A 25,357-nucleotide genomic window follows, 5' to 3' on the forward strand; every position below is an offset into this window, starting at 1 on the left:
TCGGCCGAATTCACCTCTTGTTCGAGCTGCCGCCGCCGCTGCCTCCCTCTTCGGCCTGCTTGCCTTCCTCGATGAGCTCGCGCACGCGCTGGCCGCCCTTGTGGCCGATCTCGGAGTAGAACTCGGAGCCGCGCTCGTCACGGACGGTCTCGCCGCCCTTGCGCCCCGCCTCCTCGACCGTCATTTGGCCCTTTTTCTGCTCCTGTGCCATGACGCACTCCCTTTCGAGTTGAAGGTCGTTCGGCGCGGCGTCCACGCGAGCGGCCCGTCCGCCCGTCGTTTCCCCCCACGCCACCTTCCACACGCGTTCTCTGGGGTGCGCTCCCTAGGACGTCGAGCGGCCGCCCCGTCGATTCGAGCGTCGTTTCGGGTCGGTCGGTTGGTTTGTCCGGGGACACCCGGGACCGTTTGCGCTAGATCCGGCGCGTCCGGCGGAGCTCGGCCCCAATGGCCATTTCGAGCGCGCTGCCGAGGTCGGCGCGCAGGATCGCCGGCGCGAAATCGAGCCCCTGCTCCGCGGCCGTACGGGCCGCCGCCGCCGAGACGCCGCAAAGCACGACGCGTGCCCCGAGCAACGATAGCGCCCGCGCGATTCGCACGAGGCCCGCGGCCACGACGGGATCAATCGCCGTGGCCCCCGTGATGTCGAGGATCACCGTGCGCGCGCCCGCCACGGAGACCTGCGCGAGCACGCGCCCCTCGGCCTGCGCGAGCATCGAGGCGTCGAGCGCCCCCGCCATCGGAACGAGCAAGACGCCGCGATACACCTCGAGGACAGGCGCGGAGAGCTCCCGGACCGCCGCGAGCAGCCGCTCCTGCTCCGCGCGCGCCTCCTCCAGCTCCTTCACGCGCGCTTCGAGCTCTTTGCGCCGCGCCTCGTCCCGCTCCCGGCCCCGGCGCAGCTCCCGCGCCACGCGGGCCACCATGTTCGCCACGATTCCAAGCTCGTCCGTGCGCTCGATGAGGGGGAGTTCCTCGTATCGACCGAGCAGGACGCGGCTCATCCGCGCGCCAATCCAGCGGAGCAGCTCCATCTCTTCGTCGAGGAGCCGCGCGGCGAGCGTCGACTTTTGTTGTTCGGCCTCTGCCTTTTCGCTCATCGGATGGCGCTCATTCCTGCCATCGCGTGTCGAGTGTGCAGAAAGGGGCACCGTTTCGGATGCACGTCGAATGCGTGATCTCCACGTCGTATCCGTCGAGCGCCTCGATGAACCCGCGCAGCCCGCCGGCCTCGAAGTGGCAGTTGAAGGGCTGACGCGACTCGACGATCGCGTGCCGCGCGCCCTTCATCGTGGCGTGCCACGTGCCACTGTCGCCCCGGGTGGCAAAGGTCCACATGGCCGGGAGCTGGACCATGAAATCAGTCGCGGTCTTGATCCCGAGCTCGTGGAGCTGGGTACGGAACATGAAATAGATGTTCCGGCCGATGAGCTCCGGAAGCGCGGGATCCCGGTCTTCGAGCTTGTTGAGGATCGTCTCGAGATCCTGGCCGAGATACCAGGCCGCAGGGTCGATGTCGCGGCACGCTGCGACGTATTCCGGCGGGACGTCATCCCCGCCGACAGTCACGAGCATGGTAAACAGGCTTCCCAGCGTCAGCGTCGGCCCGGAGCGGTCTTCCGTCCCGGGATCGGGGTGGGCCTTCAGCTCCAGCGGCGCATAACGCGAAAACCGTTGCATACGCACGATCCTTTCGCCGCATAGGATCCGGCGTCAAGGAAAAATGCGTCGTTCGGACGGGAATCAGTAATGTTGGTCGAGGATGGCGGGATCCGCCGTCACGGAGAATACTTCATTGCAGCGGCGACAGCGGTATTTCACCTTCGTCGGCCGTGCGGAGATGCCGAAGAAGAGGCGGAGATACCCGGATATGGTGTAGACGCCCTCGGGGCTCACCAGGTGGTGCTCGCGGCCATGGCCGCAGGCGCAGGTCCGGGCCTTCGATTCGGAGGAGGCGATCGTGGGTTCCTGGGTCATGGTCACTCCACTCGGATATAGCGCTGCACGTAGGTCGAGCCACCACGCGTGTCGCGAACGACCCCCCAAATCTGATAAAGGCCGGGCTCGGCGGGCGGGATCCATTTCGTGCTGTGCTCGTCTTTGTAGCCCTCGGTCACGCCGCTGATGAGCGAGATTCCGCCGCCCGTGAGGTCGCCTGCTTCGACCAGCCAGTCGACCCAGACCGCCTCGTAAATCTGCTCGCCGCCGACCATTTCGCCGGGATCGATCTCGGCGATCGTGGGCTCGACGATGAGGTCGAGCTCGTGCTCGGGGCAATTCTCGTAGGGGTCGCCCGCGAAGCACCCGACGGCCCGGCGCTCGTCGACCGTGGAGGGGCAAGCCTTGATCGTCGGCGCCTCGGTGAAATCCTCGGGGATGGGCTCGCCGTCGAGCGTCATGCCGGCGACGGGCGGGTTCTGGTTCGTCCGGCCGTCCTCGAAAGTGTAAATCTGCGAGAACCCGGGGACGAAGCTGTCGGCGGCGAGGCGATTGCCCGCGGAATCGAAGCAGCCGAACGGGAAGAAGCCCGCCTTGCCCGAAGGGTCGAGCTCGATCGGCTTGATCTCGCCGGCGCAGGCGAAGAAAAACACGAATTGCAGGCCGTACTTCGAGCCGCCGTCGGGCGTCGGGCGCTGGGAGAGGATGTCCTCGGGAATGGTGGTCGTGAACGTCGGCCCGAAGCCGATGAGCCCGGGCGGGAGGTTGCCGCCGCTCTCGCCGAGGCTCTGGAAGGTCTTCAAGAGCTGCGGGAAGCAGCCATAATAGAGGTCGCCCGGCGGGTTGTAGCAGCCGCCGATCCAGAGGATCTGGACGGGGCGCGGGCCGTCGCCCTCGGGGTCGGGGTAGCCGTCGTAGAAGGACATGTCGAAGCGGACCTCTTCGCCCGGCTGCGCGTAAGGTTTGTCCGCAGTGACCGAGAAGACCCGCAGGCCATTGACGAGGTTCGACGACACCCAGCCAGGCGAGCAGCCGCTCGCAGAGGCGATCGGGGCGGCGAGCGTCGCGGCCGCGAGCGCCCCGAGCACGTGACGTCGGAAGGAGCGCGTGTACTTCATCCCATTCCCTCCTCGCGAATCGGCCTAGAAATCACCACGAATGCCGAAGCTCGGCAGGATCGGCACGCCCGTCACGTATTGCCGCGCGGTGTAGTTGAAGTTGTAATCGATCCCCTCGACGTTCTGGCTGTTGTAGACGTTCTGGACGTCGAGGTAGAGCGAGAGCTGCCAGCTCTTGAAGCGGAACCGCCGATCGAGGCGAATGTCGAGCTGGTGGAACATGGGGAATCGCTCGCTGAACGGGCCGCTGTACGGGATCGCCACGTAGGTGCCGACGGCGGCGTTGTAAATGGAGTTCGCGCGATTTGGGATGCAGCCTTCTTGCTCGAAGTTGCAGACGTTCGGCGTCGTGAGGTTGCCAGAGACGAGGCGGAACCGCGCGCCGAACTCCCAGCCGCCGCCGAGGCGATAACTGCCGAGCGCCGTGAGGATGTGCGTCTGGTCGAAGGAGATAGGCTGCTCGTCGGCGCCGGGGAGCGGCGTGCGGAGGCTGCGCGAGAGGGTGTAGGCGACCAGCCGAAGAAGTTCGCGTCGGCCTTGTACTTGAGCAGGAACTCGGCGCCGAAAATACGGCCCTTGCCGAGGTTCCCGCGCTCGGTGCTGCCCCCGACGGCCGCGGGCTGCTGGGAGATGAGGCGATCGAGCTGCTTGTAAAAGCCTTCGACGCTGAGCTCGATGTTGCGCGAAAATTCCTGCTCTGCGCCGATCGCATAATGAATGGCGCGGTTCGAACGGAGCCCGGGCGTGCCGAACGGAGGGATCGTCTCCTGCGGCTGCGGCGGTTGGGTGTACGCGCCCACGCCGCCCTTGAGCGTCGAGCGCGGGAACTTGGAGGTGAGGTCGATGCGCCCATTGACGCGCGGAGAGATGTCGATGCCGTCCACGCGGTTGTAGCCGTCGACGCGAACACCCGGGACGAGCTTGGCCCGTCCCGTCGGCGCGATCTCGAGCTCGACGTAGCCGGCCGGGCTGACAATCCAGCCGCTGAACTCGGATTCGATGAGGGGGCGCGTGGAGAAGGGGCCGCCCGAGGGCTCGCCCGCGCGCGGCGGCGCAGGGCCGCGGTACTTCGCGTCGGCGTAGTTCGTGAACACGTCGAGGCCGGTGTTCAGCGTGAGGCCCTTGCTGATGCGGCGCGTGTACTCGGCTCGACCGCTGATGCTGTAGTTCGTGAGGTTGAAGAAGAAGGGGCCGACGCCGAAATCGAGCTGGTCGATGCCGACCGCAGCGACCGCGGAGAAGCGGTTCTTGTCGTCGATGTCGTTGTCGTAGCGGAGCTGGATGCGGTGAAAGCCCGTGTGAAACCCCGCGTTGCCGCTGATCGCAGGCTCGCCGGGCGGAGGCTGGTCGGCGATGAGCGCGATGGAGTCGTCCGCGCCGAAGAAGGTGAGGCGCACGCTCGAGCTCGGCGTCGGGTTCGCCTCGAGGCCGAGCTGATAGTCCCAGTAGACGGGGAGCTGCGTGATGCCCGCGCCCGCGGCGTCGAGGGCGAGGCCGAGCGTGGCGTCGAGGTAGCTGCGCCGCGCGCCCGCGATGAAGCGGACCTTGTTCTTCGTGCCAGGCACGGGGCCCTCGGCGATGAAACGCGCGTCGACGAGGTCGGCCTGCGCCATGCCGTGGTACTTGCCGTCGTTCTTGGGCGCGCGGACCGCGACGTCGACGATGCCGCCCATGACGCGGCCATACTGGGCGCTGAAGTTGCCCGGGAAGAAGTCGATGCGCTCGATCATCTCGGTCGGGACGACCGAGGACAAACCACCGAAGTGGTAGATGAGCGGGATCTGGGTGCCGTCGAGGAACGTCTGCGTATCCTGCGGGGCCGAGCCACGCACGAGCAGGATGCCCGCGATGGCAGGCGGGCGCGCGACGCCGGGCAGGTTTTGCAGCGCGCGGAGGGCGTCGCCGTTCGTGCCCGGGATGCGGAGCATCTCGCGTTGTTCGAGCGTCCGCTTCGTGACCTCACGCGGCGCGCGCGCGCCACGCACGACGACTTCGAGGCCGTCGCTCGTGGCGACGAGGCGGTACTTGACCTCGATGGACTCGCCCGCGGCGATCTCCTCGGTGACGTCGAGCGCGTCGTAGCCAGGCGCCGTGATGATCACGCGGTACTTGCCCGGCCCGAGCGCGTCGAAGCGGAAGTTGCCGTCGCCGTCGACCGTGGCTTCGTTCTGCCCGGAAGGGCCGCTGAGCAGGACCGTGGCGCCAGCCAGCGGGACGTCGCCGCCGCTCGCGAGCACGACGCCGCGGAGCGCTTCGCTGGCCTGCGCGGCGGAGGGTTTGTCTCCGGAGCCGGCGTCGGGCGGAGGCTCAGCCTTCTTCAGCGCGAACGAGTAGCGGTAGAGGATGCGCGCGGCCGCAGGCGTGCCGTCGGCCTTGCGCGCAGGCTCGAACTCAAGCTTCTTCGCGGCCTCGACGGCCGACTCGTCGAAGCCGTGCCCCGCGGGCTCGATGACGACGACGTTCTTGACCTTGCCGGTCTTGTCGATGTCGAGCTGGAGGGTGACGGTGGCTTCGAGCCCGGCCTTCTCGGCCTCGGGCGGATACACCGGCGGCTGGTAGTTGAGCGGCCGGGGCATCGCGGCCCCCGTGGGCGCGGCGGGCGCGCTCGGGGAAGGCGCGTCGCCGGGCGGGGCAGGCTGCGCGAGGGCAGGGGTGGAGAAGGTCCCGGCGACGAACCCCGCGAGGACGAGGGCGAGGGCGCTCTTCTGGCAAGGAAGCAGGTTCACGTGGTCATACCGGATCGCGGCGCTTCAAGATGATGCAAAGGACGACGACGAGGGAGATCGTGAAGCCCCCGAGCACCGCGAAGGGCAGCCACGTGTTCTCGTAGTTCGTGAAGCCCCAGCCGCCCGCGAGGTTGTCGGAGGCCATCTGCGCGATCGAGCACTTGAACTTGCCAGCCTCGATGAAGTCGGCAGGCGCGCTCTCGGTGCGGCCGAGATCGATGACCCACGAGGGATCCTCCTTGAGCGCGATGCGCTCATGGACGATGGAGCCCTCGAAGCCCCAGCGGGCGGGCATGATCATCATGAGGGGCTTCAGGTGGGGGACCGTCGTCATCGGGACCATGAGCCCCCCGAGGACTACCTGAGGGATGAGCGCGAGGGGCGTCAAGGCCATGGCCGCCTCGGAGGAGGTGACGACGGTCGAGAGGAGGAGCCCGAGCGCGACGGCCGCGAGCGAGGTGGCCACGAGCGAGGCGAGCTGCATCAAGAACGCAGCGGGGCCGCCATGGAAGCCGAGCGTGAAGAACACGATCGCGAGAAGGATCGTGCACTGCACGATGCAGAAGAACGCGAGCAGGATGTACTTCGAGAGGACGTAGTTGAGCAGGCCCAGGGTGACCATGCGCTCGCGCATGTAGATGGCCCGCTCGGCCACGATCTCGCGCGCCGAGTTGGAGGTGCCGAACCAGACGGCGGCGACGACGAGGAAGAAGATGGCGCCGGTGTTGTCGGCGGTGGCCGTCATGCTCTTCAAGATGTTGTCGGTGCTCGTGTTGCCGCCGAACTTCTTGCCGAGCTCCTGGAGCGCGCCGAGGCACCACGCAGGGACGGCCTTCTCCTGCCAGCCGAACACGATCGCGAGCAGGACGCCGATGATCGGCGCCTGCGCGAGCATGATGGCCGTGCCGGCGGTGTCTCGCATCTTCGTCTTGAAGTAACGCGAGAGCAGGAGGCCGAGCTGGCCCTTCGTGGTGGCGCGTCGCTCGGGGATCGCGCGCTGTCCCTGGCCGGCGCCTATCTCGCGCCGGCCCGTGTACATCTTCCGGTAGGTGGGGTTCTGATCGCTGAAGTACTCGCGGCGCCACTCGAGCGCGGCGTTTTTCCTCGCGGTCCCGCGCGGCACGTTCGGATCGCGCGCGCGCATCGCGTCGTAGAGGGCCTTCTCGCGCGAGGCGATCATCTCGAACATGTCGCGCGGGTTGTCGATGTCGTTGCGCTGGCCGGCGCGCTCCTTCCACGTGCCGAAGAAGCGGTACGACTCGCCTTGCGTGGGGCCGAAGAAGATCGGCACGCCGCCGTAGCCCATGGTCAGCGTGTGCGTGAACTTCTCGTACTCGTCCTTCGCCGGCTGATGGATCGTCATGATGATCGTCTTGCCGGTCGCCTTCGTGAGGTCGTGCAAGAGCGTGATCAGCGCGGTGGTGTCGTCGGCGGCGAGGCCGGAGGTGGGCTCGTCGAGGAAGAGGATGACGGGGTCGGTGACGAGCTCGAGCGCGATGTTGACGCGCTTGCGCTGACCACCGGAGAGGATCTTCTTCTCGGGCTTGCCGATCTGGAGGTTCTTCACGCCCTCGAGGCCGAGGTCCTTGATCGTCTGCTCGACGCGCGCGTCGATCTCCTCCTCGGAGTAGTCGGGCGGGAGGCGGAACTTCGCGCTGTACTTCACGGCCTCGAAGACCGTGAGCTCGGGATGCACGAGGTCGTCCTGCGGGACGTAGCCGATCGAGCCGCGCAGGTTGTCGTAGATGTTGTAGAGGTCCTCGCCGTTGATGCGGACGACGCCGGAGGTCGGCGGGAGGTAGCCGTTCAACGTGAGCAAGAGCGTCGTCTTGCCCGCGCCCGAAGGGCCCATGAGCGCGATCATGTCGCCCGGGAGCGCCTTGAACGAGACGTCGTCGAGCAGGCGCTTCATCTCGCTCGGGTTGTCGCGATCGGGGACCTCGAGGACAAGGCTCCACGCCTCGATCTCGTAGAGAGGTTTGCCCGCCCAGCGATCGGCCGAGTACTCCTCCTGGACGACCTGGACCGCGCCCGAAGAGCCGAGCTCGATCTGGAGCGGCATCGGGCCGATGAAGAACTTCTCGCCGCTCTGGATGCCGATCTTCTGGCCCGGCGGGATGCGCTGGCCGCGGACGTACGTGCCGTTCGCGCTGCCGCGATCCTCGACGAAGAGCTGCCCGCTGATCTGGTGCACGAGCGCGTGGCGGCTCGAGACCTGCGGCTGCTGAATGACGATGTCGTTGTCGGGCGTGCGGCCGATGCTCTTCTGCCCGCCGCCGCTCGGCCCCGCGAAATCGAGCTGGCCAAGGACGGTCTTGTTCTTCTTGCCCGGCGCGCCCGCGGCCGGCGCAGCACCCGAGACGGGCGGATATCCTTGCGGCTGCGCGGGCGGGTAGCCCTGCGCTTGTGCAGGCGGATAGCCCTGCTGCGGCATCGAGACGTTCGTCTGTGGCATGGGCGCCGAAGGCTGCTGCGCATACGCGCCGCTCGGCACGGGCGCGACGCCGCCACGCGAGGCCTGCGCGAGGCGCGCGAGGAGCTCGACGGGAACAGGCACGGGGCCAAACGCGACGACGCCGCTCGGATCGATCGGCGTGGGCTGCGCAGCCTGGATCTTCGTGGTGCCGACGTACGTGCCGCTCGTCGAGCCGTTGTCGACGACGAGCATGCGATCGAGCATCACGGTCGCGTGCTGGCTCGACACGCTCGGGTGTTGAAGGACGAGCGAGGCGCGCGCCGGATCCCGGCCGATCACGAGCTGCCCCGCAGGCGCAGGCGTGCTGCCCGTGGTCATGATCGACAGGATGATCGCGGGGTGGCTGAGCGGGACGGGCGCGCGGCCGACGACGAACTGGGTGCGGAAGTCGAAGGGGACTTCTTCACCCGGGGCGAGCTGACGGTTGTTCGCGAACGAGGGCGCCGCGCCGCCGCCGATGAACACGAGCCTGCCGCCGCCCTGATGGACGAGGCGCGCGTGTTCGGGCGCGACGCTGGGATCCGCGATGACGACGTCGCACGTGGGAGCGCTGCCGATCGTGAGGGTCTGCTTGCCGAAGCCGGGGACCATGCGGGCTACCTTTCACCACGAACGTCCGCGGAGAGCAACGGGGACGGCCGCGCCTCGCGTGACGGAAGCAGGATAGGCGCGCCGGGGCGGCGTTCGCCAGCGGTGTTCAGCGCAGGAAAAGCGCCCAGATGAGCAGGAGGAGCAGCACCGCGATCACGGCCGACATGCCGATGATCACGTACACGATGCCCGCCTGGGAAGGACGCCCGCGGGTCGCCACGGAAATCGGCACTGACGGGACGGGCGAAGGGGCCTCCGGCGGGTGCGTCTTCGAGGGGCCCTGGCCCGAGACCTGGGTGGCCTGGGGAGGCGCATAACGCGCCGAGGGCGGCGGCAAGGGGAGCTGGGCCGCGAACGGCGCGAGGCGCGGCTGCTCGGGCATCGTGGGCGAGGGCGCGACGGGGCGATCCACGGCCGTCGGCTGCACCGGGGCAAAACCCGGCGACGAGGGCGAAGGCGGAGGCATGGGCAGGCCGCTCTGATCTGGCGCGGTCGGCGCCGCGGAGGAGGCGGCAGGCGAGAGCAAGGTGGGGACCGGCACGGGCGGGGGCAGGCCGAGCTTCGTCCCCGTCGCGGTCTTCGCCGTGTCGACCGCGGTCATCGGTCGCGTCTCCTGCGGGGGCGCGGGCCGCGGGCTCGTAGGCTCCGGCGCGTTCGCGGGCGCCTGCGGGATGGTGTGCGACGCGCGCGGCGCGTGCTCGACGATGCGTACCATCTGCACGGTGATGTTGTCGTGGCCGCCGCGATCGTTCGCGAGGTTGACGAGCTGGTTGCAAGCGTGCGGGAGCGCGCCCGAGGCGAGGGCCTGGCGCACGGCGCCGAGGATGTCGACGCCGAGGACGAGGTCGGTGAGGCCGTCGCTCGACTGGAGCAGGATGTCGCCCGGGAACATCTCCATCGGCTCGGGGCGAACCTCGACCTCGACTTCGGGGCGCATGCCGAGGGCGCGCGTGATCTTGTTCGCGTCGGGATGCCCGATGGCCTCGGCCTCCGTGAGCATGCCGGCGTCGATCATGCCCTGCACCATCGAGTGGTCTCGCGTGAGTGGGTAGATCTGGCCCGCGCGGATGCAGTAGGCGCGGCTGTCGCCGACGTGCGCGACGTCGAGGCCACGATCACCGATGAGCATGGCGACGACCGTCGAGCCGGGCCGCCCGCGGTTCTCGGGCGGCCCGCCGAGCTGGTACACGCGACGCCCGGCCTCCTCGATCGCGGCCTTGAGTGCGGCCGCGGCCGTGGCGCCGGGCGGGGCTTGATCGATGACCTCGAAGATCGTGGCGATCGCGGTGCGGCTCGCCTCCCGGCCTCCGTAATGCCCGCCCATGCCGTCGCAGAGGACGACGAGGTGGCCGAAGCGCGTCTCGGCGTACCCGCACGAGTCCTCGTTGACCTGCTTGTTCGGATCGCGGCCAGGATCGCTGGCCTGGGCGAACTCGATCCGGACGCGGGTGCCGAGGGCCTGAGGGTCGCTCATCGCGGAAGGGCCGGGGGGTGGAGGCCGGGACGACGATCGTTCGAGTGTAGACTACTCGAAACGGACGTTGAACTCGATGGGCCCGAAGCGGAGCATCGCGCCGGGCGAGACGGGCGTCCACACGAGCGGCGGGATGCGGTTGCCGTTGATGCTCGTGCCGTTGTTCGAGTTCTCGTCACGCACGAAGAGCTGGCCGTTCTCGAACTTGACGACGGCGTGGCTGCCGGAGACGCGCGGCTCGTTCACCACGATCTGACACGTCGCGGCGTCGCGGCCGACGCGCATCTCCGTGCCGGGGTTGAACGTGAAGATGCCGAGCGAGCCGGAGAGCACCGCGCGGTTCGCGGCGCCGCCCACGGGGCCGCCACCCATCGGAGGAGGACCGTACCCGCCGCCGAAGTCCGGGCCGCCCATGCCGGGCATGCCGCCGCCCATGGGCACGGCGGGCGCGTAGCCGCCGCCCATCGGAGGCGAGCCACCGCCAGGACGCGGGGCCGTCGTGGGCGCGGGGCCTGTGCGGCGCTTGTTGCCGCCGCTGCGGAAGATCGAGACGGCGAGCAGGACGAGGACGACGCCGCCGAAGGTGATGGCGCCGATGAGCAGGTAGGGCAGCGGCGCTTCTTTCGCCTTCACCGTGATGATCTTGTCGGCGGTGATGGCGCTCGTGCGCTTGGCCTGGTTGTCGTAGACGACGAGGCGCGCGGTCATCTGATCGCCCTTGCCGGCGAGGAACTTGTCCGTGTTCGGAAGTTCGAACTCGACCATGCTCTCGCCGGCCGTCGTGGCCTTGCCGCGCATGCCTTGCTCGATGAGCGTGCGCTGCGCCTTCTTCGCGTCGTCGATGCTGCCGCCCTGGAGCGAGGCGGGCGCGGGCTGGTTCTTCGGGACCATGTAGAGCTCGGCCCGCTGCGTGTTGCCGCCCCAGCAGAAGTTGCCGAAGACCTTCACGGTCCCGCCCGGGTGAACCGGATCCTTCTGCGCGGCGCGCTCGGTGGCTTCACGATCGATGTCGAGCGGCCACTGCGAGGGGTCGATGCCGACGGGCACGTTCTGGAACGTCGCGTCGCCGGCGATCAACGGATCGGTGTTGAGGAACGCGAGGCGGAAGGTCTGCGTCAAGCTCAGCGCGACACACGAGACGCGCCACTTGACGATGTGCATCTTGTTGAAGCGCGAGCGCACCGCGTTGACGATGTTGACCGCGCGCGATTCCTGCCTGTCGCGCAGGATGCTGTAGTAGCCGCCGATCTCGGGGTTCGAGAGCCCTTCCATGAACTCGCGCGAGTTCGCGGCGAACTCCTCGACGAGCTTGCTCGGGAACCAGACCGAGATGACCGGCACCGGCGTCTTCGGGAGGACTTCGTTGTTCTCCGGGAAGCGGCCCTTCGTGAGGTAGTCCTTGAGCAGGTTCGAGGCCGCGGAGTTCGAGCTCGGATCAGCGCCAGCCGCGCCGTTCGAGAGCACGACCATGGCTTGGTGCATGGGCACGACGACGTTCGTGCCGACGTTGCCGAGCTCCTTGAAGCCGTCGGTGGCCGCGGTCTTGATGATGTTGAAGAGCGGGCGCGTGCGGCCCTGCGTGGGGAACGTGTTCTTGACGCTCGAGATCGTCTGGAGCGCCGTCTGCTTGTTGTTCACCCACTTCGAGTCTTCGACGACGCTCTTGTCGTTGAAGAACATCACGTCGACGATGTCGTTCGGGCCCATCGCGTTGACGAACGCGGTGGCGACGGACTTCGCTTCGTCGAAGCGCGTGCCCATCGAGGACGCGGCGTCGATGAGGATGAGCCATGCGGTGCCCACGCCGGGCTGGCTCGTGCTCTCACCCCAGCGCGCCTTCGACTCGAACCGGGCCACGGTGTCGGAGCCGTCGACGACGACGGTGAGCACCGCGTTCTTCTCCGGGAAGTCGAACGACGAGTAGAGCGCGTTCGGCTGCTCGACCGCGTTCGCCACGCAGTCGTAGAACGCGTCGCCGTTCAGCGCCGCGCAGGGCCGCGTCGCGTCCGACATGCGCTTGTTCTGGACGAGGTCGATCACGGTCGTGAGCACGGGCGAGCCGTCGACCGTGCTCGTGCGCGGATCGATGCGGAGGATCTTGGCCTCCGGAGCGGCGAAGGAGGGCGCGGTGGCGAAGAGGATCGCCGCGAGCGCCGCGAGCGCGGGGAGCGCGAACAGGGGAGCTTTGCGCGCCGATCGAGCGACGGCGCGGGCGGCTCCGTGGGGCAACGGGTTCATGCTTGAGCCTCCAACATGGGGGGTCCTCGGCGGGCCGGCGCAGGCGCGGGGTGACGAGCACCTTCGCGCGCGCGCGTGGTCCACGAGCGTGGCCGCCGCGTGCTCTCGTGCGTCGAGGCAGGGAAGCACGTCCGCCCTGCGCGATGAGCGCGGGGGACGGCTGCCTCGGGCGACGCGAGCGCGCGGGGGCGTCATCTCGTCGAGGAGCTGGATAGGGTGAAAAGGGCGTTTCGCACGGGGCTTCTCCGCGCGACCCCTAGGTCCGAGCCGTCACGATGATGGTGATGACGCTGAAGCCGCCGAAACGGATCTTGTCGCCGTCACGCAGCTCGCGCCTGCCCTTGAAGCCGATGGCTTCCTCGTTGTGGAAGGTGCCGTTCGTCGAGCCGAGATCACTCAGGATGAACCTCCCACCTTCGCAGTCGATCGTCGCGTGATGCGTGGACGTCGTGCCGTGCGCGATCTCCACGTCGACCTTTTGACCCGTGTCCGCGCGGCCGACCGAGTTCTTGCCCTGCCAGAGCGGCCAGAACTTACCGAGCGGATCCTCCTGGTAGCTCACCAGGAAGCCTGCGAGCGCGCGGCGGCCGTCGGGGCTCGGCGCGGCTCCTTGCCGACCGGGCATCGGCGGAGGGGTCCCCGGGACCGCGGTCGCGGCGTTTCCGCGCCCAGGCCCCCGCGGCGGCTCGAAGCTACTTTCGGGCTTCGGCGGAGGCCCGTACCCCTCGAGTTTGTCCGGCATCGGCGGCGCGCCGAACGCCCGGGGTCCAGGCGGCGGGGGATACCCACCGGCCGCGGGCTCCGGCGGAGGCGGCCCGAAGCCTGGGGGCGCAGGCGGAGGCCCGAAGCCTGGGGGCGCAGGCGGAGGCCCGAAGCCGGGGGGCGCAGGCGGCGGCCCGAAGCCACCCGGGGCCGGAGGCGGACCAAAACCCGCGGGCTCCGGCGGAGGCGGCCCGAAGCCTGGGGGCGCAGGCGGCGGCCCGAAGCCTGGGGGCGCAGGCGGCGGACCAAAACCGCCCGGCGGGGAAGGCGGCTCGGGGGGCGGCCCGAAGCCTGGCGGCGCAGGTGGCGGCCCAAAGCCGGCCGGCGACGCAGGTGGCTCGGGAGGGGGCCCGAATCCAGGCGGCGCAGGCGGGGGCCCGAATCCACCGGAAACCCCCGGCGCCGCCGGGGGCGGCCCGAACGCGGGGGGCGGCGGAGGCGGTCCGAAGCCACCCGGCCCGGGGGGCGCGCCGAACGCAGGAGGCGGCGGAGGTCCGAACGCAGCGGGGTTTGCTGTGGGCGAGGGGGGCGGCCCGTAGCCGCCGCCGAAGCCGGGTGGAGCCGGCGGGGGCGGTCCGAAGCCCGGCGGCTCGGGAGGCGGTCCGAAGCCCGGCGGCCCAGGCGGAGGTCCGAAGCCCGGCGGTTGCCCGAAGGCGGGAGGGGGCGGAGGAGGACCAAAGGCGCCGGGCCCCGGAGGTCCGAGCGGAGAGGCACAGATCGCGCAGAACTTGTCGGCGGGTGTGGCAGGCGCGCCGCAACGCGGGCAGTTCATAGTGTCCTTCTCGTGTTGACGGACCAAAGACCTCGTCCGCCTCGGCGGCAGCATACCGTGGGGGCCGGACCGAGGATCAAGAAGAAGTACTCTTTACCCTCGGCGAGGTGCACGAGGCACCTCGGAGCACGACGCAGCGCAGCACGTCGAAGGGCACTCGTGCCGGAACCCGGAGCGACGACGGAGCGCCGCAGGCGCGTGGAAAAAGCACGGACCGACGCGGAAGGGCGCAGGACCGAGATGCGTGAACGGCTGAAATACGAAAGGGTGTCCTGGGCTGAATCAGCCCTGGGACACCCTTCGCAATGCGTTCGACGAGAGCGGGAGAGAGCGGAGACGGGAGGCCCCGAGGTGGGGCCTTCCGGATCAGCCGTCCTTGGCGTCGCGCACGCGGGCGGCCTTGCCGGCCAGCGAGCGGAGGTAGAACAAGCGCGAGCGACGAACGACGCCGCGCGAGACCACCTCGATCTTGTCGATGCGGGGGCTGTGCGTCGGGAAGATACGCTCCACGCCCACGTTGAAGCTCACCTTGCGGACCGTGAACGTGCTGCGCGCACCAGCCCGATGTTGCTTCAAAACGACGCCCTGGAAGACCTGGATACGCTCCTTCTCGCCCTCGACGATGCGGTAGTGGACCCGGACGGTGTCGCCGACCCGGAACTCCGGGAGCCCCTCGCGGAGCTGCGGGGTTTCGATCTTCGCAAGTACGTTCGAGGTGAGCATGTCGCGGTCCTTCGACTGGGGATGGTCCCGGCTGTTGGGGCAAACGGCTCCACGCCTGCCGGAGACGACGAGGGAGCGGCATTATGCATACCGTCCCCACGCTGTCAACCGATCATGGAGCGTGTGGATGCGGTGGATCGCGGGGCGACGAACTCACCGCCCCGTACGATCGCTTCGGACAATCAACGGCGAACGGGGATGATCTGCACGCGGCGCGCGTCGCCTTCGCCGTCGCTCTTCGTGACGACGCCGGGGAACTTCGCGAGCGCGAGGTGCACGACGCGGCGATCCTGCGGGTTCATCGGCTCGAACGTGATGATCTTCCCCTCCTCGACGGCCTGCTTGCCGAGGCGACGGGCCATCGAGGTGAGCGTCTCCTCGCGGCGCGCGCGGTAGCCCTCGGCGTCGATGATCACGTGGCGACGCTGCTTGCCAGGCCGGTTGATCACGCGGTTGGCGAGGAACTGCAGCGCGGCGAGCGTCTGGCCCTTCTTGCCGATGATGCGGCCGGCGTCCCTGCCCTCGATCTCCAGCCGGATCTCCTCGGGCGGATCTTCCGGCTCGTTCTCGAGCAGGTCCACGGTGCAGTCCATGCCCATCGCGGCGAGCGTATCGATGACGAAGTCGAGCGCTTGATCGGCGCGACCATCCTCCTCGAACGGGGCTTTCGCCTCGGCGGCGCGCTCGTCGCGCTCGTCGTCGTCGTGCCGGGTGCCTTCGGCGTTCACGCTGGTCTTCCCGGGAGCTCCATTATCCACGGACACGTGCCTTTCCCTTTCCAAGAGCAGGCGCCGACTTGGTTTCGTCGCCCGAAGATTTCGCTGGCTTCTCGCGCACCTCGATGCCGGCGGGGCCCTGCGTCTTGCGGCTCAGGTAGCGCTCGACCGCGACCTGCTGGGCGATGCCGAGCCACGTGTTGGTCAGCATGTACACGCCGAGGCCTGCGGGCAGGTAGAGCATCATCACCACGAAGATGCCCGGCAGCATGTACTGCATCATCTTCTGCTGCATCGGGTCGCCCTGCGGTGGCATGAGCTTCTGCTGGAAGAAGCTCGACGCGCCGAGGATCACGGGGATGACGAAGTAGGCGCCCTTGTCCGAGAGATCCGGGATGATCCGGGCCGACAGGAAGGGCACGTGGTAGAGTTCGACCGCCGTCTGTAAGGCCTGGTAGAGCGCAAACCACACGGGCATCTGGAGCAGCACCGGGATGCAGCCGAGCACCGGGTTCGTCACGCCGTGCTTGCGCCAGAGCTCCTGGAGCGCGAGGCCGCGCTGCGCGGGGTCGTCCTTGTAACGAGCGTTGAGCTCGTCCATCTCCGGCTTGAGGCGGCGCATCGCCGCGCTGCTCTTGATCTGCGAGATGCTGAGCGGGAAGAGCAGCATGCGCACGGTGATCGTGAGCAGCGCGATCGCCCATCCCCAGCTCCCCACGGCCTTGTGGAGGATCTTCAGGTAGCCGACGAGGACCTTCGCGATCGGCGAGAACGTGCCGAGATCGATCACCTCGGTGATGCCGGGGCCGGCAGCCGCGAGCACCTCGCGCTCCTTCGGGCCCGTGAAGCTCAGGACCTTGTACGTCTGCGTCGCCTGCGGCGCGAGCTCGACCTCGGGGTACGCGAGGCGCGCGCGGTAGACGTGACCGTGCGTGTCCTTGTCCTTCTCGCGATCCGCCGCGTTGTACTTGGCGCGGTTCCAGTCCTCTTCGATCTGCGTCTCGGCAAACGCCGCGGGGCCTTCGACCGGGATCGCGGCCTTCGTGAAGTAGACGCTGCTGACGGCGACCCACTTCGCGGCGCCGGGGCTGCGGCGCCAGAGCTCGTTCGTGAACTCCTTGTCCTTGAAGTCCTTCGGCTCGAACGCGTCGGCGTGCAGGCGATCGACCTTCTCCGTCGTCGCCGCGACGACGTCCGTCATGTGCTCCGAGATGCGGCCGAGGCTGCCCTTGGTCTCCTCGGTCGTGCGCCACGAGGTCTGGTCCACCGTGAGCCTGTGCTTGAGCGGCTCGGCGGAGAGGTTCTTCACCTCGAGCGTCATTTCGAGTTCGAAAGGTTTGCCCGTCTCGCGCACAACCTTCGTGAGCTTCGAGGACGCGTCCTCGTAGACGAACGTGCACGACTTGCCGTCCTGCGCTGCGAGCGTCCAGTCGAGGTTGTCGTAGGGCGTCTGCTGCTTCGCGACCCCGGGCAAACGCAGGTCCGTGCGCAACGGCTGGCGCCACTCCTGCGAGGTCGTGACGAGATCGATCGGCTTGCCGGCCTTCGAGTACTTGCCTTCATCGGTGAGCCGAAGGTGGCGCAGCGAGCCGCCACGCGAAGACAGCTCCGCCTCGAAGCGCGGACCGTTGATCGTGCAAATCTGCTCCGGCTGCCTCTTGTCGTCCGGCAGCCGATCGGCGTCGTAAAACGTGTTCGGCTGGACGTCTTCGTTGCCCTTGCCGAACAGGCTGCCGCCGAACTGCCAGAACAGGATGGCAGCGATGCCGATGAGCACCCACTGAACGATTTTGCCGCGTTCCATGAAATCCTTCGGCAATCTCCTTGCCGTGAAACCCTACTGGTCCTTGCCCCGCCCCGTGACCGCGTGATCCCCCCGGACGGACTCGCTCGCCTGGCGAGCATGCGAGGGGAAACTAACCAGCCTCATGGACCGCGCCACTGCTCCACGGCGAAACTCGAGCGTCGTCGTGGGAAGAAAGGTTCGTACTTCCCACCCTTTGATCCGGGCCGTGCCGCGCGGGCTCTTCCGTACGCGAGCGGCCGATCCGTGGAGGCGGCGGAGGATCGTAGCCGCCCGGATGGAACGGGTGGCACTTACACAGGCGCTTCACTGAAAGCAAGCTCCCGCGCAGCGCCCCATGACCCGCGATGCACGCGGCGGCGTACCGCGAGCAGGAGGGTTCGAACCGACAGACGGGGCCGAAGAGCGCGAGCAGCACCTTCGAGAGCGTCAGCTGGTAGACGCGGATCAACAGGAGGAGGAGCTTGGCCAGCATGATGCAGGGCGCGGAGGACGACGCCGGAGGGCGCGAGGTGTGGCGAGGCAGGACGCGTCGGCCGAGGCTCCCATCACGAGATCGCGAGGCGAAGCTTGGGGGCCCGCGTTCCTGCTTGCAAGGTCAAGGGCCGCCTTTGCGCCCGTCGTCGGAGCGGTTTCTCGGGTCCACCTGCGCGTTCGGGTTCGGCTTGCCGCTCGCTCGCTTGTGTACGAGCGGCAGCACAGCCTGAATCTCCGCTTCGAGCTCTCCGCAGGCGAGCTCGTCCACGCCCGGACGCACGATCACCACGACGTCGACGCCACGCGGAAACGACGCCACGTTCCGGCGAAAGACATCACGGAGCAGACGCTTGGCCCGGTTGCGCTGCACAGCGCACCCCACCTTCCGCGACGCCACCACGCCGAGGCGTGTGGTCGTGTCGTCGGGGCGGGGTGCGATCAGGATCAGGAGGTGACGCGTCGTGACCCGAGCGCCGCCCTCCTGAACGCGCAGGAAATCAGGGCGGCGCCGTAACCGCTGGGCTCGCGTGAATGTCTGTCGAGGGCGTGGTTCGCCCACGACTTCACTTCTTGTAGATCGACGTGGCGAGGCGCGCGCGGCCCTTACGCCGGCGGTTGTTGATGACCTTGCGGCCACCGCTCGTGGCCATGCGCGCCCGGAAGCCATGGGTACGCGCGCGGCGGGTGTTGTGGGGCTGGAACGTGCGCTTCATCGTAGGACCCTTCGGAACCCTTCGTTTTTCGGGGCGCGCAAAGAAAGCACAGGTCCGCCTGCTGGTCAAGACCGCGAAACGGCCTGGATCGCGCGTCGTCTGTCTGACCTGATCCTGCCCCCCTGTCAACGCTCGGGGCTTCGCTCGGGCGAGCCAAGCTACGCCCCCGAAACCCCCGGCAAGGGAAGAGACGGGCTCGTGCTTGAGGCTCCTCCCCACATCGCAAGACATTCCATGTGCCCGCACGCCTGGTGTAGCCTCCGCTTGCACGGGGGGGCCCGGTGATCTTCGCGCGGCAAGCGCACCCGGGCCTCTCGCTTCCGCGCGCAGTGCGCGCCGAGGAGACGCCGAAGACATGGCCCAAGTCGACCATCCCCGAGCCCGACCGCCCGCCGGTGATCCCGCGGTGGAAGGCACCTCCGACGCGCGCGCGGCCACGCCCCGTCGCCCGTCCCTCCTGCGCCGCGTTGCCTCGGCTTGCTCGGCCGCGATCGCGGCTGCGGCCTGCCTCCTCGCGCCCGCCGAGGCCGACGCGCAGCAGTCGACGATGTACCTCGATCGCCTGTTCATGGGCGGCGCGCCCGAAGACGCGATCGGACTTTGGCGTCCGCAGTTCAACCCGCAGACGCGGTTCTTCGGCCAGCTCGGCATGGGCTTCGCGCTGAACCCGTTCCGCATCGAGAACCACCAGGACGATCCGCGGAAGGCCGGCATCTTCAGCCAGCGCAGCAGCGCGCCTGTTGGCCCGCAGCTCATCAGCTACCTCGACGTCGGCATCGAGGTCCTCGAGCGCTTCTCGTTCCAGGCGAACTTGCCGATCATCCTCTTCCAGGACGGCGGCACGACGTACCTCGCGCAGGTCTCGGGATCGAACGCCGTCAGCATGCGGACCGTGGCGCCCATGGATCTGCGCCTCGATGGTCGCGTGCTCCTTTGGCGGAACCCCGCGCGTAGCTTCAAGCTCGGCCTCGAAGGCGCGGTCTGGCTCCCGACGGGTGACAACGACTCGTTCGGCGGCGACTCGAGCGCGAGCGGCGGCTTCCAGCTCGCGGCCGAGTACGACCTCAAGAGCTTCTTCTTCGTCTTCAACACGGGCCTCCAGTTCCGGCCCTCGGGCGGCGTGAACGACTTCAAATCCGGCTCCGAGTGGCGCTGGGGCATCGGCGGCTTCCTGCCGCTGCGCGGCGGCGCGCTCCGCCTCGGCGCGCAGATCTTCGGCTCGACCGGCATCACCGACGCGACTTTCTTCGACGTCGACAACACGCCGATCGAGTGGATGATCGAGGGGCGTTACGCCTTCGATCAGAAGAAGCGCGCGTGGCTCGGCGTGGGCGGTGGCACGCGCATCACGCCTGGATATGCGCCGGATTTCCGCGCCGTCGCGACCGTCGGGTACGCGTTCCCGATCAAGGACACGAACCCGCCGTCGCCTGGAAAGCGCTTCAAGACGGGACGCTACGCCGAGCACGGCGCGGACACGGACAAGGACGGCTTGCCGGACGACGTCGATTTGTGCCCGACGGATCCCGAGGATCACAAGCCGCCGAACACGGACGACGGTTGCCCGCAGCCGCCGGATCGCGACGGCGACGGCATCCCCGACAACGTCGACAAGTGCCCCGACACGCCCGAGGATTTCGACAAGGTCGACGATCAGGACGGCTGCCCCGAGGACGATCCCGACAAGGACGGCATCAGCGACGCGAAGGACGCTTGCCCGAAGGAGCCCGGCGACGCGAACCCCGACGCGGAGAAGAACGGCTGCCCGACCTTCATCCGCAGGGTCACCGGCTCGAACGAGATCCAGATCCTGAAGAAGGTCGAGTTCCTCACGGGCAAGTCGACCATCTTGCAGCAGAGCTACCCGATCCTCGACGAGGTCGTGCGCCTGCTCAAGGTGAACCCCGAGATCCAGCACCTCGCGATCGAGGGCCACACGGACAACCGCGGCTCGGATGATCTCAACGAGAAGCTCTCGTCCGATCGCGCGAACGCCGTGATGGAGTACCTCATCAAGAAGGGCGGCATCGCCGCAGAGCGTCTGAGCGCCGCCGGCTTCGGCCCGCGCAGGCCCATCGCCGACAACAACACGGCCAACGGGCGGCAGACGAACCGGCGCGTCGAGTTCCACATCCGCGACAAGGCGGCGGATGTCACGCCCCCTAGTCAATAGCGGCCTCGCCGCGCTCCTCCTCGTGCTCGCCGCCGTCCTCGGCGCAGGGTGCGAGAAGGAGCGCGGCTCGCCTTACGCGTGCACTTGTACGTTCCTCACGGACTTCGATGACAACTCCGGGAGCGAGGTGACCGTGTGCTCGCCTTCTGCCGAGCGTGCCCCCGATTTCGCCCGGGGCTGCGCGCAGTCCGGGGCGCCGGCACCGGTGGAAAGGTGTGCCTGCAAGCTCGAACGAGGGTCCGGGACGTGTGAGGTCGGGCTGTGTCGGAATCGACCCCGCGGCGAGTGAAATCCGCGTGCATCGCGGCTCCACGCGGGCCGTCGAACGAGGCAGAATGATCATGATGAAGTACGCCTCCGCCCTGGTGCTCGCCCTCGTCGTCCCCGGCGTCGCGCTCGCTGCCGAGGCGACGCGTCCCGAGCCGGCCCCGAAGCCCGACGCCTCGCGAGCGAACGGCTTCGTCACCGTCGCTTGCAACCCGGGCTGCGAGGGCGTCTTCCTCAACGGCCGCTCGCTCGGCCCTTCTCCGATCGTGCGTGCTGAGCTCCCGCCGGGGACGCACAAGCTCACGCTGCGCCGCAAGGGGTACGAGGAGAAGAAGGTCGAGGTCGTCGTGAAGGCGGGCGAGACGGCGCTCCTCAACGTACAACTCTCGCAGCAAGCGGCGCCGCCGGCCGAGCCTCCGCCGGACATCGCGGCGCGTGTCGCGGCGAAGATGATCAAGGCCGACGGGTTTCTCTCGCTCGTCTGCGATCCGGCCTGTGATCAGGTGATCGTCGACGGCAAGCGCAGGCTCGGCCCCGCGCCGCACACGAACGTGTCGCTCCCCCCGGGCAAACACGAGATCACGATCCAGCGCAAAGGTGCGCCCGACAAGGTGATCACCGTGAACCTGGTCCCCGGACAAACCACGGCGTTCAAGGTCGCGATGCAGACCGAGGCGGAGCGCACCATCCCCGCCAAGGCGCCCGCCCCGCCGCAGCCGCGGCGCTGATCGTCATCCCCTGTCGAGCAGCGCTTCGAGCGCCGCCACGTCCGACACGGGCGCCGAGCAGGTTCGATTCCGACAAACGTACGCCACGGTGTCGTCGCCCCGCGCGCCCTTGCCCTCGGCGAGCACCTTGACGGCCTCGGCCGTCTCCGGCCGGCGCGGGTCCACCCACACCACGTTCCTGTGCGGCAAGAAGCGGCGGAACACCGCCTTCGCGAACGCCTGTGCCCGTTCGCCCGACGGATCGCCCACGAGCACCACGTCCACCGTCCCACGCACGAGCCGATCGAGCACGGCGACGGCCTTTCCGAGGCCGAGCGGGTTGTCGATCGCGGTGGGGCCGATCGGCTCGATCTGCCGCCGCCCGTGCGCGGCGAACCGTTCGTCCGTGATCTCGCCGAGTCGCAGGCAAAGCTCCGCGGCCATGGATGCGCCCGACGGCACGGCCTGATCAAAGACGTCCTTCGTGCGGGCGATGAGAGCATCCCCGTCGTCGGGCGCGAAGAAGAAGCCGCCTTCGCGCGTGTCCTCGTGATGCTTGATCATCGCGTCGGCGATCGCGCGCGCCACCGCCACGTACCGCGGGTTGCCCGTGGCTTCGTAGAGATCGAGCGCGGCCCTGCCGACGTACGCTTGATCGTCGAGGAAGCCGCGCCGCTCCTCCGGCGCCTCGTTCTCGCCCGGCATGTAGTACCGGCGCACGCGCCCGTCCCGCACGAGCCGCTCCTCGATCGCCGCGAACGCGACCTCTGCTGCGCCGATCCACGAGGGCTCGTCGAGCGCACGGCCGGCCTCGGCGAGCGCGCCGATGAGCAGTGCGTTCCAGCTCGCGAGGATCTTGTCGTCGCGTGTCGGTCGCGGCCGCTTCTCCCGCGCCGCGAGCATCTTCGTCCTCGCCCGTTCGAGCGCGCTCTTCGCGGTGTCGGGCGCGAGATCCACGATCGCGGCCGTCCGTTCGATCGAGCGCACCTCCGAGAGCACCGTCGCGCCCGTCTCCTCGAAGTTGCCTTCTTCCGTGATGCCGAAGTGGACCCGCGCGACCTCGTACGCCTCGTGATCGTCGCCCACGGCCGCGCGTAGATCGCCGAGCTTCCACACGAAAAACTTTCCTTCTTGGCCCTCGGAGTCCGCGTCCTGCGTCGCGTAAAACGCGCCCGACGCGTCACGCATCTCGGCGAAGAGGTACGCGACGAGCGCGCGCGCCGTATCGGCGAAGCGCGGGTTTCCGAGCGCGCGGTGGCCATCGACGTAGAGGCGCAAGAGCAGCGCGTTGTCGTAGAGCATCTTCTCGAAGTGCGGCACGAGCCAGCGCGCGTCTGTCGAGTAGCGGTGGAAGCCACCGCGCAGGTGGTCCCAGATCCCGCCCTTCTGCATCTTGTCGAGCGCGAGCTCCACGCTCTCCTTCGAAACCGCGTCGCCCTCCAGCGTGCCGCGCAGCAAGAGCACGTCGAGCGACATCGTGTTCGGGAACTTGGGCCGCGCGCCGAAGCCGCCGTTGTGGCTGTCGAAGCGCGCGAGCAGACGCCGGCACGCCTTGCGCAAGAGGTCTTGCCCGAGCGCACCCTCGCCCTCGGGCAGTGCGCCGACGCGCGTGATCTCCTGCGTGATCTCGCCGGCCTGCGCGAGCACCTCGCCGCGGCGCCGCTTGTACGCGTCAGCGACGGCCTCGAGGATCGCCGGGAAGCCGGGCACGCCGTACTTGTCCGCCGGCGGGAAGTACGTTCCGGCGAAGAACGGCTTTTGATCCGGCGTCAGGAACACGGTGAGCGGCCAGCCTCCGCTCCGGCCCATGAGCTGCACGACGAGCTGGTAGACCTGATCGAGATCCGGCCGCTCCTCGCGATCGACCTTCACGTTCACGAAGAGCTCGTTCATGCGCGCCGCGATCGCGTCGTTCTCGAACGACTCGCGCTCCATCACGTGGCACCAGTGACAGGCGGCGTAGCCGATCGAGAGCAGGATGGGTTTGTCCTCCCGCTTCGCGCGTTCGAGCGCCTCTGCGCCCCACGGATACCAGTCGACCGGGTTTCGCGCGTGCTGCAGGAGGTACGGCGACTTCTCCTTCGCGAGCCTGTTCTCGTGGGCGCTCATGCGAGAGCACCTAGGGCATCGTGCACCCGGCGGGAAGGTGAATTCCCGGCTTTCCCCGAGGCCTGGTTTTAAGCTTTGCCGAGCACGAGCGCGCAGTTGTGCCCGCCGAAGCCGGCCGAGCACTTCGCCGCCCAGCCGACGGGTGCGGCCCTTCGGTCCCGCACGACGTCGAGCGCGCCGAGCTCTGGATCGAGCTCGTCGACGTTGATCGACGGGTGCAGCACTTGATCCCGCAGCGAACACACGACCGCGATCGTCTCGGCCGCACCGGCGCCGCCGAGCAGGTGGCCGATCATCGACTTCGTCGCCGAGATCGGGATCTGCGAGAGCCGCTCGCCGAAGACGCGGCGGAACGCGAGGATCTCGGCCAGGTCGCCCTGCGGCGTCGAGGTCGCGTGCGGGTTGATGTAATCGATCGCCTCGGGGCCGATGCCGGCCCGCTGGATCGCGCGTTCCAGCGCAAGCGCGAGTCCGAGGCCTTCGGGGTGCGGGCGCGTGAGGTGCTCGGCGTCGGTCGTCATGCCAAAACCGCCGACGACCGCGAGCGCCTTCGCCCCGCGCCGCTTCGCGTGTTCTTCCTCTTCGAGCACGAGCACGCCCGCGCCCTCGCCCATGACGAACCCCTGGCGCCGCTTGTCGAACGGCCGGCTCGCGCGGGTCGGATCTCCCTCGAACGCCTTCGAGAGTGCGCGCGCATTGCCGAAGCCCGCCACGGTGTTCATTCGCGTCGCTGCTTCCGCGCCGCCCGCGATCATCACGTCGGCCTCGCCCGCCTCGATGAGGAGCGCGCTCGTCGCGATCGAATGCGTGCCCGTCGCGCAGGCGCTCGCCAGGCTGTAGGACGGGCCCATGAAGCCATAACGCATCGAAATGAGCGCGGCCGCGCCGTTTGGCATGACGCCCGGCACGAAATACGGTGACACCGCACGCGGGCCGCGCTCATTGCTTCGAGCGATCTGCTCCTCGAAGATGTCGACCGATCCCATGCCGGTCGACATCAGGCAGCCGACGCGTGATCGCGCGGCGCCAGACTCCTTGTCGAGCCCGGCCATGAGCACAGCCTCGACGGCCGCGCCGAGGCTGAAATGCGTCACGCGGCCGTAGACCTCGGCCTCTTTCGGGGACATGTACCGCGAAACGTCGAAATCGCTCACGCTCGCGGCGATGTCGCTGCGGAGTTTGTCGGTGGGGAACTCGCGGATGTACGAGACGCCCGAGCGCCCGGCGAGCAGGCTCTCCCAGAAGGTCGGGACGTCGACGCCCACGGGGCTCACGACGCCCATTCCGGTCACGACGACGCGGCGGGGCATGGGGGCTGGATCAGCCGCCGGCGGCGAGCCGGTCCTCCACCTTCTTGCAGAGATCGCCGACCGTGGTGAGCTCGACGAGGTCCTCGTCCGGGATCACGATCCCGAGCTCGGTCTCGAGCTCCCCGACGATCTGCATCACGGAGAGCGAGTCGATGCCGAGCTCGCTGATCTTGGACGCAGGCGTCACGTTCGGGAAGGGGCGCTTGTCGACGCGCGCGGCCACGGTCTTGAACATCTCGAGCAGATCGCGCTTCTGGTTCATT

21 protein-coding genes are annotated in these 25,357 nt (G+C 68.6%); 2 read left to right on the top strand and 19 right to left on the bottom strand.

Features of this window, described 5'->3' with window-relative positions:
- Positions 1 to 10: 10 nt before the first annotated feature.
- The 16 genes from POL67_RS12910 to rpmH form a co-directional block, all read right to left on the bottom strand.
- A complete protein-coding gene (locus tag POL67_RS12910; RefSeq protein WP_271917586.1) occupies positions 11 to 211 on the bottom strand; it encodes a KGG domain-containing protein in 201 nt (66 codons plus the stop codon).
- A gap of 202 nt (positions 212 to 413) precedes the next feature.
- Positions 414 to 1,100, bottom strand: coding sequence for an STAS domain-containing protein (locus tag POL67_RS12915; RefSeq protein ID WP_271917587.1), 687 nt, complete (start codon positions 1,098 to 1,100; stop codon positions 414 to 416).
- A 10-nt stretch (positions 1,101 to 1,110) separates the two neighbouring features.
- Complete coding sequence (locus POL67_RS12920) at positions 1,111 to 1,680, bottom strand: hypothetical protein (RefSeq protein ID WP_271917588.1); 570 nt, start codon at positions 1,678 to 1,680, stop codon at positions 1,111 to 1,113.
- Between the two features lie 63 nt (positions 1,681 to 1,743).
- Positions 1,744 to 1,977 carry a hypothetical protein gene (locus POL67_RS12925; RefSeq protein ID WP_271917589.1) on the bottom strand — a complete coding sequence of 78 codons (234 nt, stop codon included), beginning with the start codon at positions 1,975 to 1,977 and terminating at the stop codon, positions 1,744 to 1,746.
- Between the two features lie 2 nt (positions 1,978 to 1,979).
- Complete coding sequence (locus tag POL67_RS12930; RefSeq protein WP_271917590.1) at positions 1,980 to 3,056, bottom strand: hypothetical protein; 1,077 nt, start codon at positions 3,054 to 3,056, stop codon at positions 1,980 to 1,982.
- Between the two features lie 71 nt (positions 3,057 to 3,127).
- A complete protein-coding gene (locus POL67_RS12935) occupies positions 3,128 to 5,782 on the bottom strand; it encodes a TonB family protein (RefSeq protein ID WP_271917591.1) in 2,655 nt (884 codons plus the stop codon).
- Between the two features lie 4 nt (positions 5,783 to 5,786).
- Positions 5,787 to 8,849: an FHA domain-containing protein gene (locus tag POL67_RS12940; protein ID WP_271917592.1), complete on the bottom strand. Its 3,063-nt coding sequence runs from the start codon at positions 8,847 to 8,849 to the stop codon at positions 5,787 to 5,789.
- Positions 8,850 to 8,955: 106 nt separating this feature from the next.
- Positions 8,956 to 10,323, bottom strand: coding sequence for a PP2C family protein-serine/threonine phosphatase (locus tag POL67_RS12945; protein ID WP_271917593.1), 1,368 nt, complete (start codon positions 10,321 to 10,323; stop codon positions 8,956 to 8,958).
- Positions 10,324 to 10,374: 51 nt separating this feature from the next.
- Positions 10,375 to 12,561: an FHA domain-containing protein gene (locus POL67_RS12950; RefSeq protein ID WP_271917595.1), complete on the bottom strand. Its 2,187-nt coding sequence runs from the start codon at positions 12,559 to 12,561 to the stop codon at positions 10,375 to 10,377.
- A 256-nt stretch (positions 12,562 to 12,817) separates the two neighbouring features.
- Positions 12,818 to 14,095, bottom strand: a complete 1,278-nt coding sequence (locus POL67_RS12955; protein ID WP_271917596.1) for an FHA domain-containing protein — start codon at positions 14,093 to 14,095, stop codon at positions 12,818 to 12,820.
- A 366-nt stretch (positions 14,096 to 14,461) separates the two neighbouring features.
- Positions 14,462 to 14,818 (bottom strand): 50S ribosomal protein L19, encoded by a 357-nt coding sequence (gene rplS / locus POL67_RS12960; RefSeq protein ID WP_136930103.1) that lies wholly within the window; start codon positions 14,816 to 14,818, stop codon positions 14,462 to 14,464.
- 182 nt (positions 14,819 to 15,000) lie between these two features.
- A complete protein-coding gene (locus tag POL67_RS12965; RefSeq protein ID WP_271917597.1) occupies positions 15,001 to 15,546 on the bottom strand; it encodes a Jag family protein in 546 nt (181 codons plus the stop codon).
- Positions 15,547 to 15,568: 22 nt separating this feature from the next.
- On the bottom strand, positions 15,569 to 17,338 hold the full coding sequence (gene yidC, locus POL67_RS12970; protein ID WP_271917598.1) for a membrane protein insertase YidC: 1,770 nt from the start codon (positions 17,336 to 17,338) through the stop codon (positions 15,569 to 15,571).
- A gap of 112 nt (positions 17,339 to 17,450) precedes the next feature.
- On the bottom strand, positions 17,451 to 17,813 hold the full coding sequence (gene yidD, locus POL67_RS54205) for a membrane protein insertion efficiency factor YidD (RefSeq protein ID WP_276075630.1): 363 nt from the start codon (positions 17,811 to 17,813) through the stop codon (positions 17,451 to 17,453).
- 123 nt (positions 17,814 to 17,936) lie between these two features.
- The gene (gene rnpA, locus POL67_RS12980; RefSeq protein ID WP_271917599.1) at positions 17,937 to 18,374 is read right to left on the bottom strand and encodes a ribonuclease P protein component; all 438 of its coding nucleotides are present in this window, start codon (positions 18,372 to 18,374) and stop codon (positions 17,937 to 17,939) included.
- 4 nt (positions 18,375 to 18,378) lie between these two features.
- Positions 18,379 to 18,528, bottom strand: a complete 150-nt coding sequence (rpmH, locus tag POL67_RS12985; RefSeq protein WP_271917600.1) for a 50S ribosomal protein L34 — start codon at positions 18,526 to 18,528, stop codon at positions 18,379 to 18,381.
- A gap of 355 nt (positions 18,529 to 18,883) precedes the next feature.
- On the opposite strand from rpmH, the gene POL67_RS12990 reads away from it, so the two are divergent.
- A complete protein-coding gene (locus POL67_RS12990; protein ID WP_271917601.1) occupies positions 18,884 to 20,701 on the top strand; it encodes an OmpA family protein in 1,818 nt (605 codons plus the stop codon).
- Positions 20,702 to 21,042: 341 nt separating this feature from the next.
- On the top strand, positions 21,043 to 21,696 hold the full coding sequence (locus POL67_RS12995) for a PEGA domain-containing protein (protein ID WP_271917602.1): 654 nt from the start codon (positions 21,043 to 21,045) through the stop codon (positions 21,694 to 21,696).
- 3 nt (positions 21,697 to 21,699) lie between these two features.
- On the opposite strand, the gene POL67_RS13000 is transcribed toward POL67_RS12995, so the two are convergent.
- The 3 genes from POL67_RS13000 to POL67_RS13010 form a co-directional block, all read right to left on the bottom strand.
- Positions 21,700 to 23,784, bottom strand: a complete 2,085-nt coding sequence (locus tag POL67_RS13000; RefSeq protein ID WP_271917603.1) for a thioredoxin domain-containing protein — start codon at positions 23,782 to 23,784, stop codon at positions 21,700 to 21,702.
- 68 nt (positions 23,785 to 23,852) lie between these two features.
- A complete protein-coding gene (locus tag POL67_RS13005) occupies positions 23,853 to 25,094 on the bottom strand; it encodes a beta-ketoacyl-[acyl-carrier-protein] synthase family protein (RefSeq protein WP_271917604.1) in 1,242 nt (413 codons plus the stop codon).
- Positions 25,095 to 25,104: 10 nt separating this feature from the next.
- The gene (locus tag POL67_RS13010; protein ID WP_271917605.1) at positions 25,105 to 25,356 is read right to left on the bottom strand and encodes an acyl carrier protein; all 252 of its coding nucleotides are present in this window, start codon (positions 25,354 to 25,356) and stop codon (positions 25,105 to 25,107) included.
- Between the last annotated feature and the right edge of the window lies 1 nt (position 25,357).

It is taken from the genome of Polyangium mundeleinium, from assembly GCF_028369105.1.
Lineage (GTDB): Bacteria > Myxococcota_A > Polyangia > Polyangiales > Polyangiaceae > Polyangium > Polyangium mundeleinium.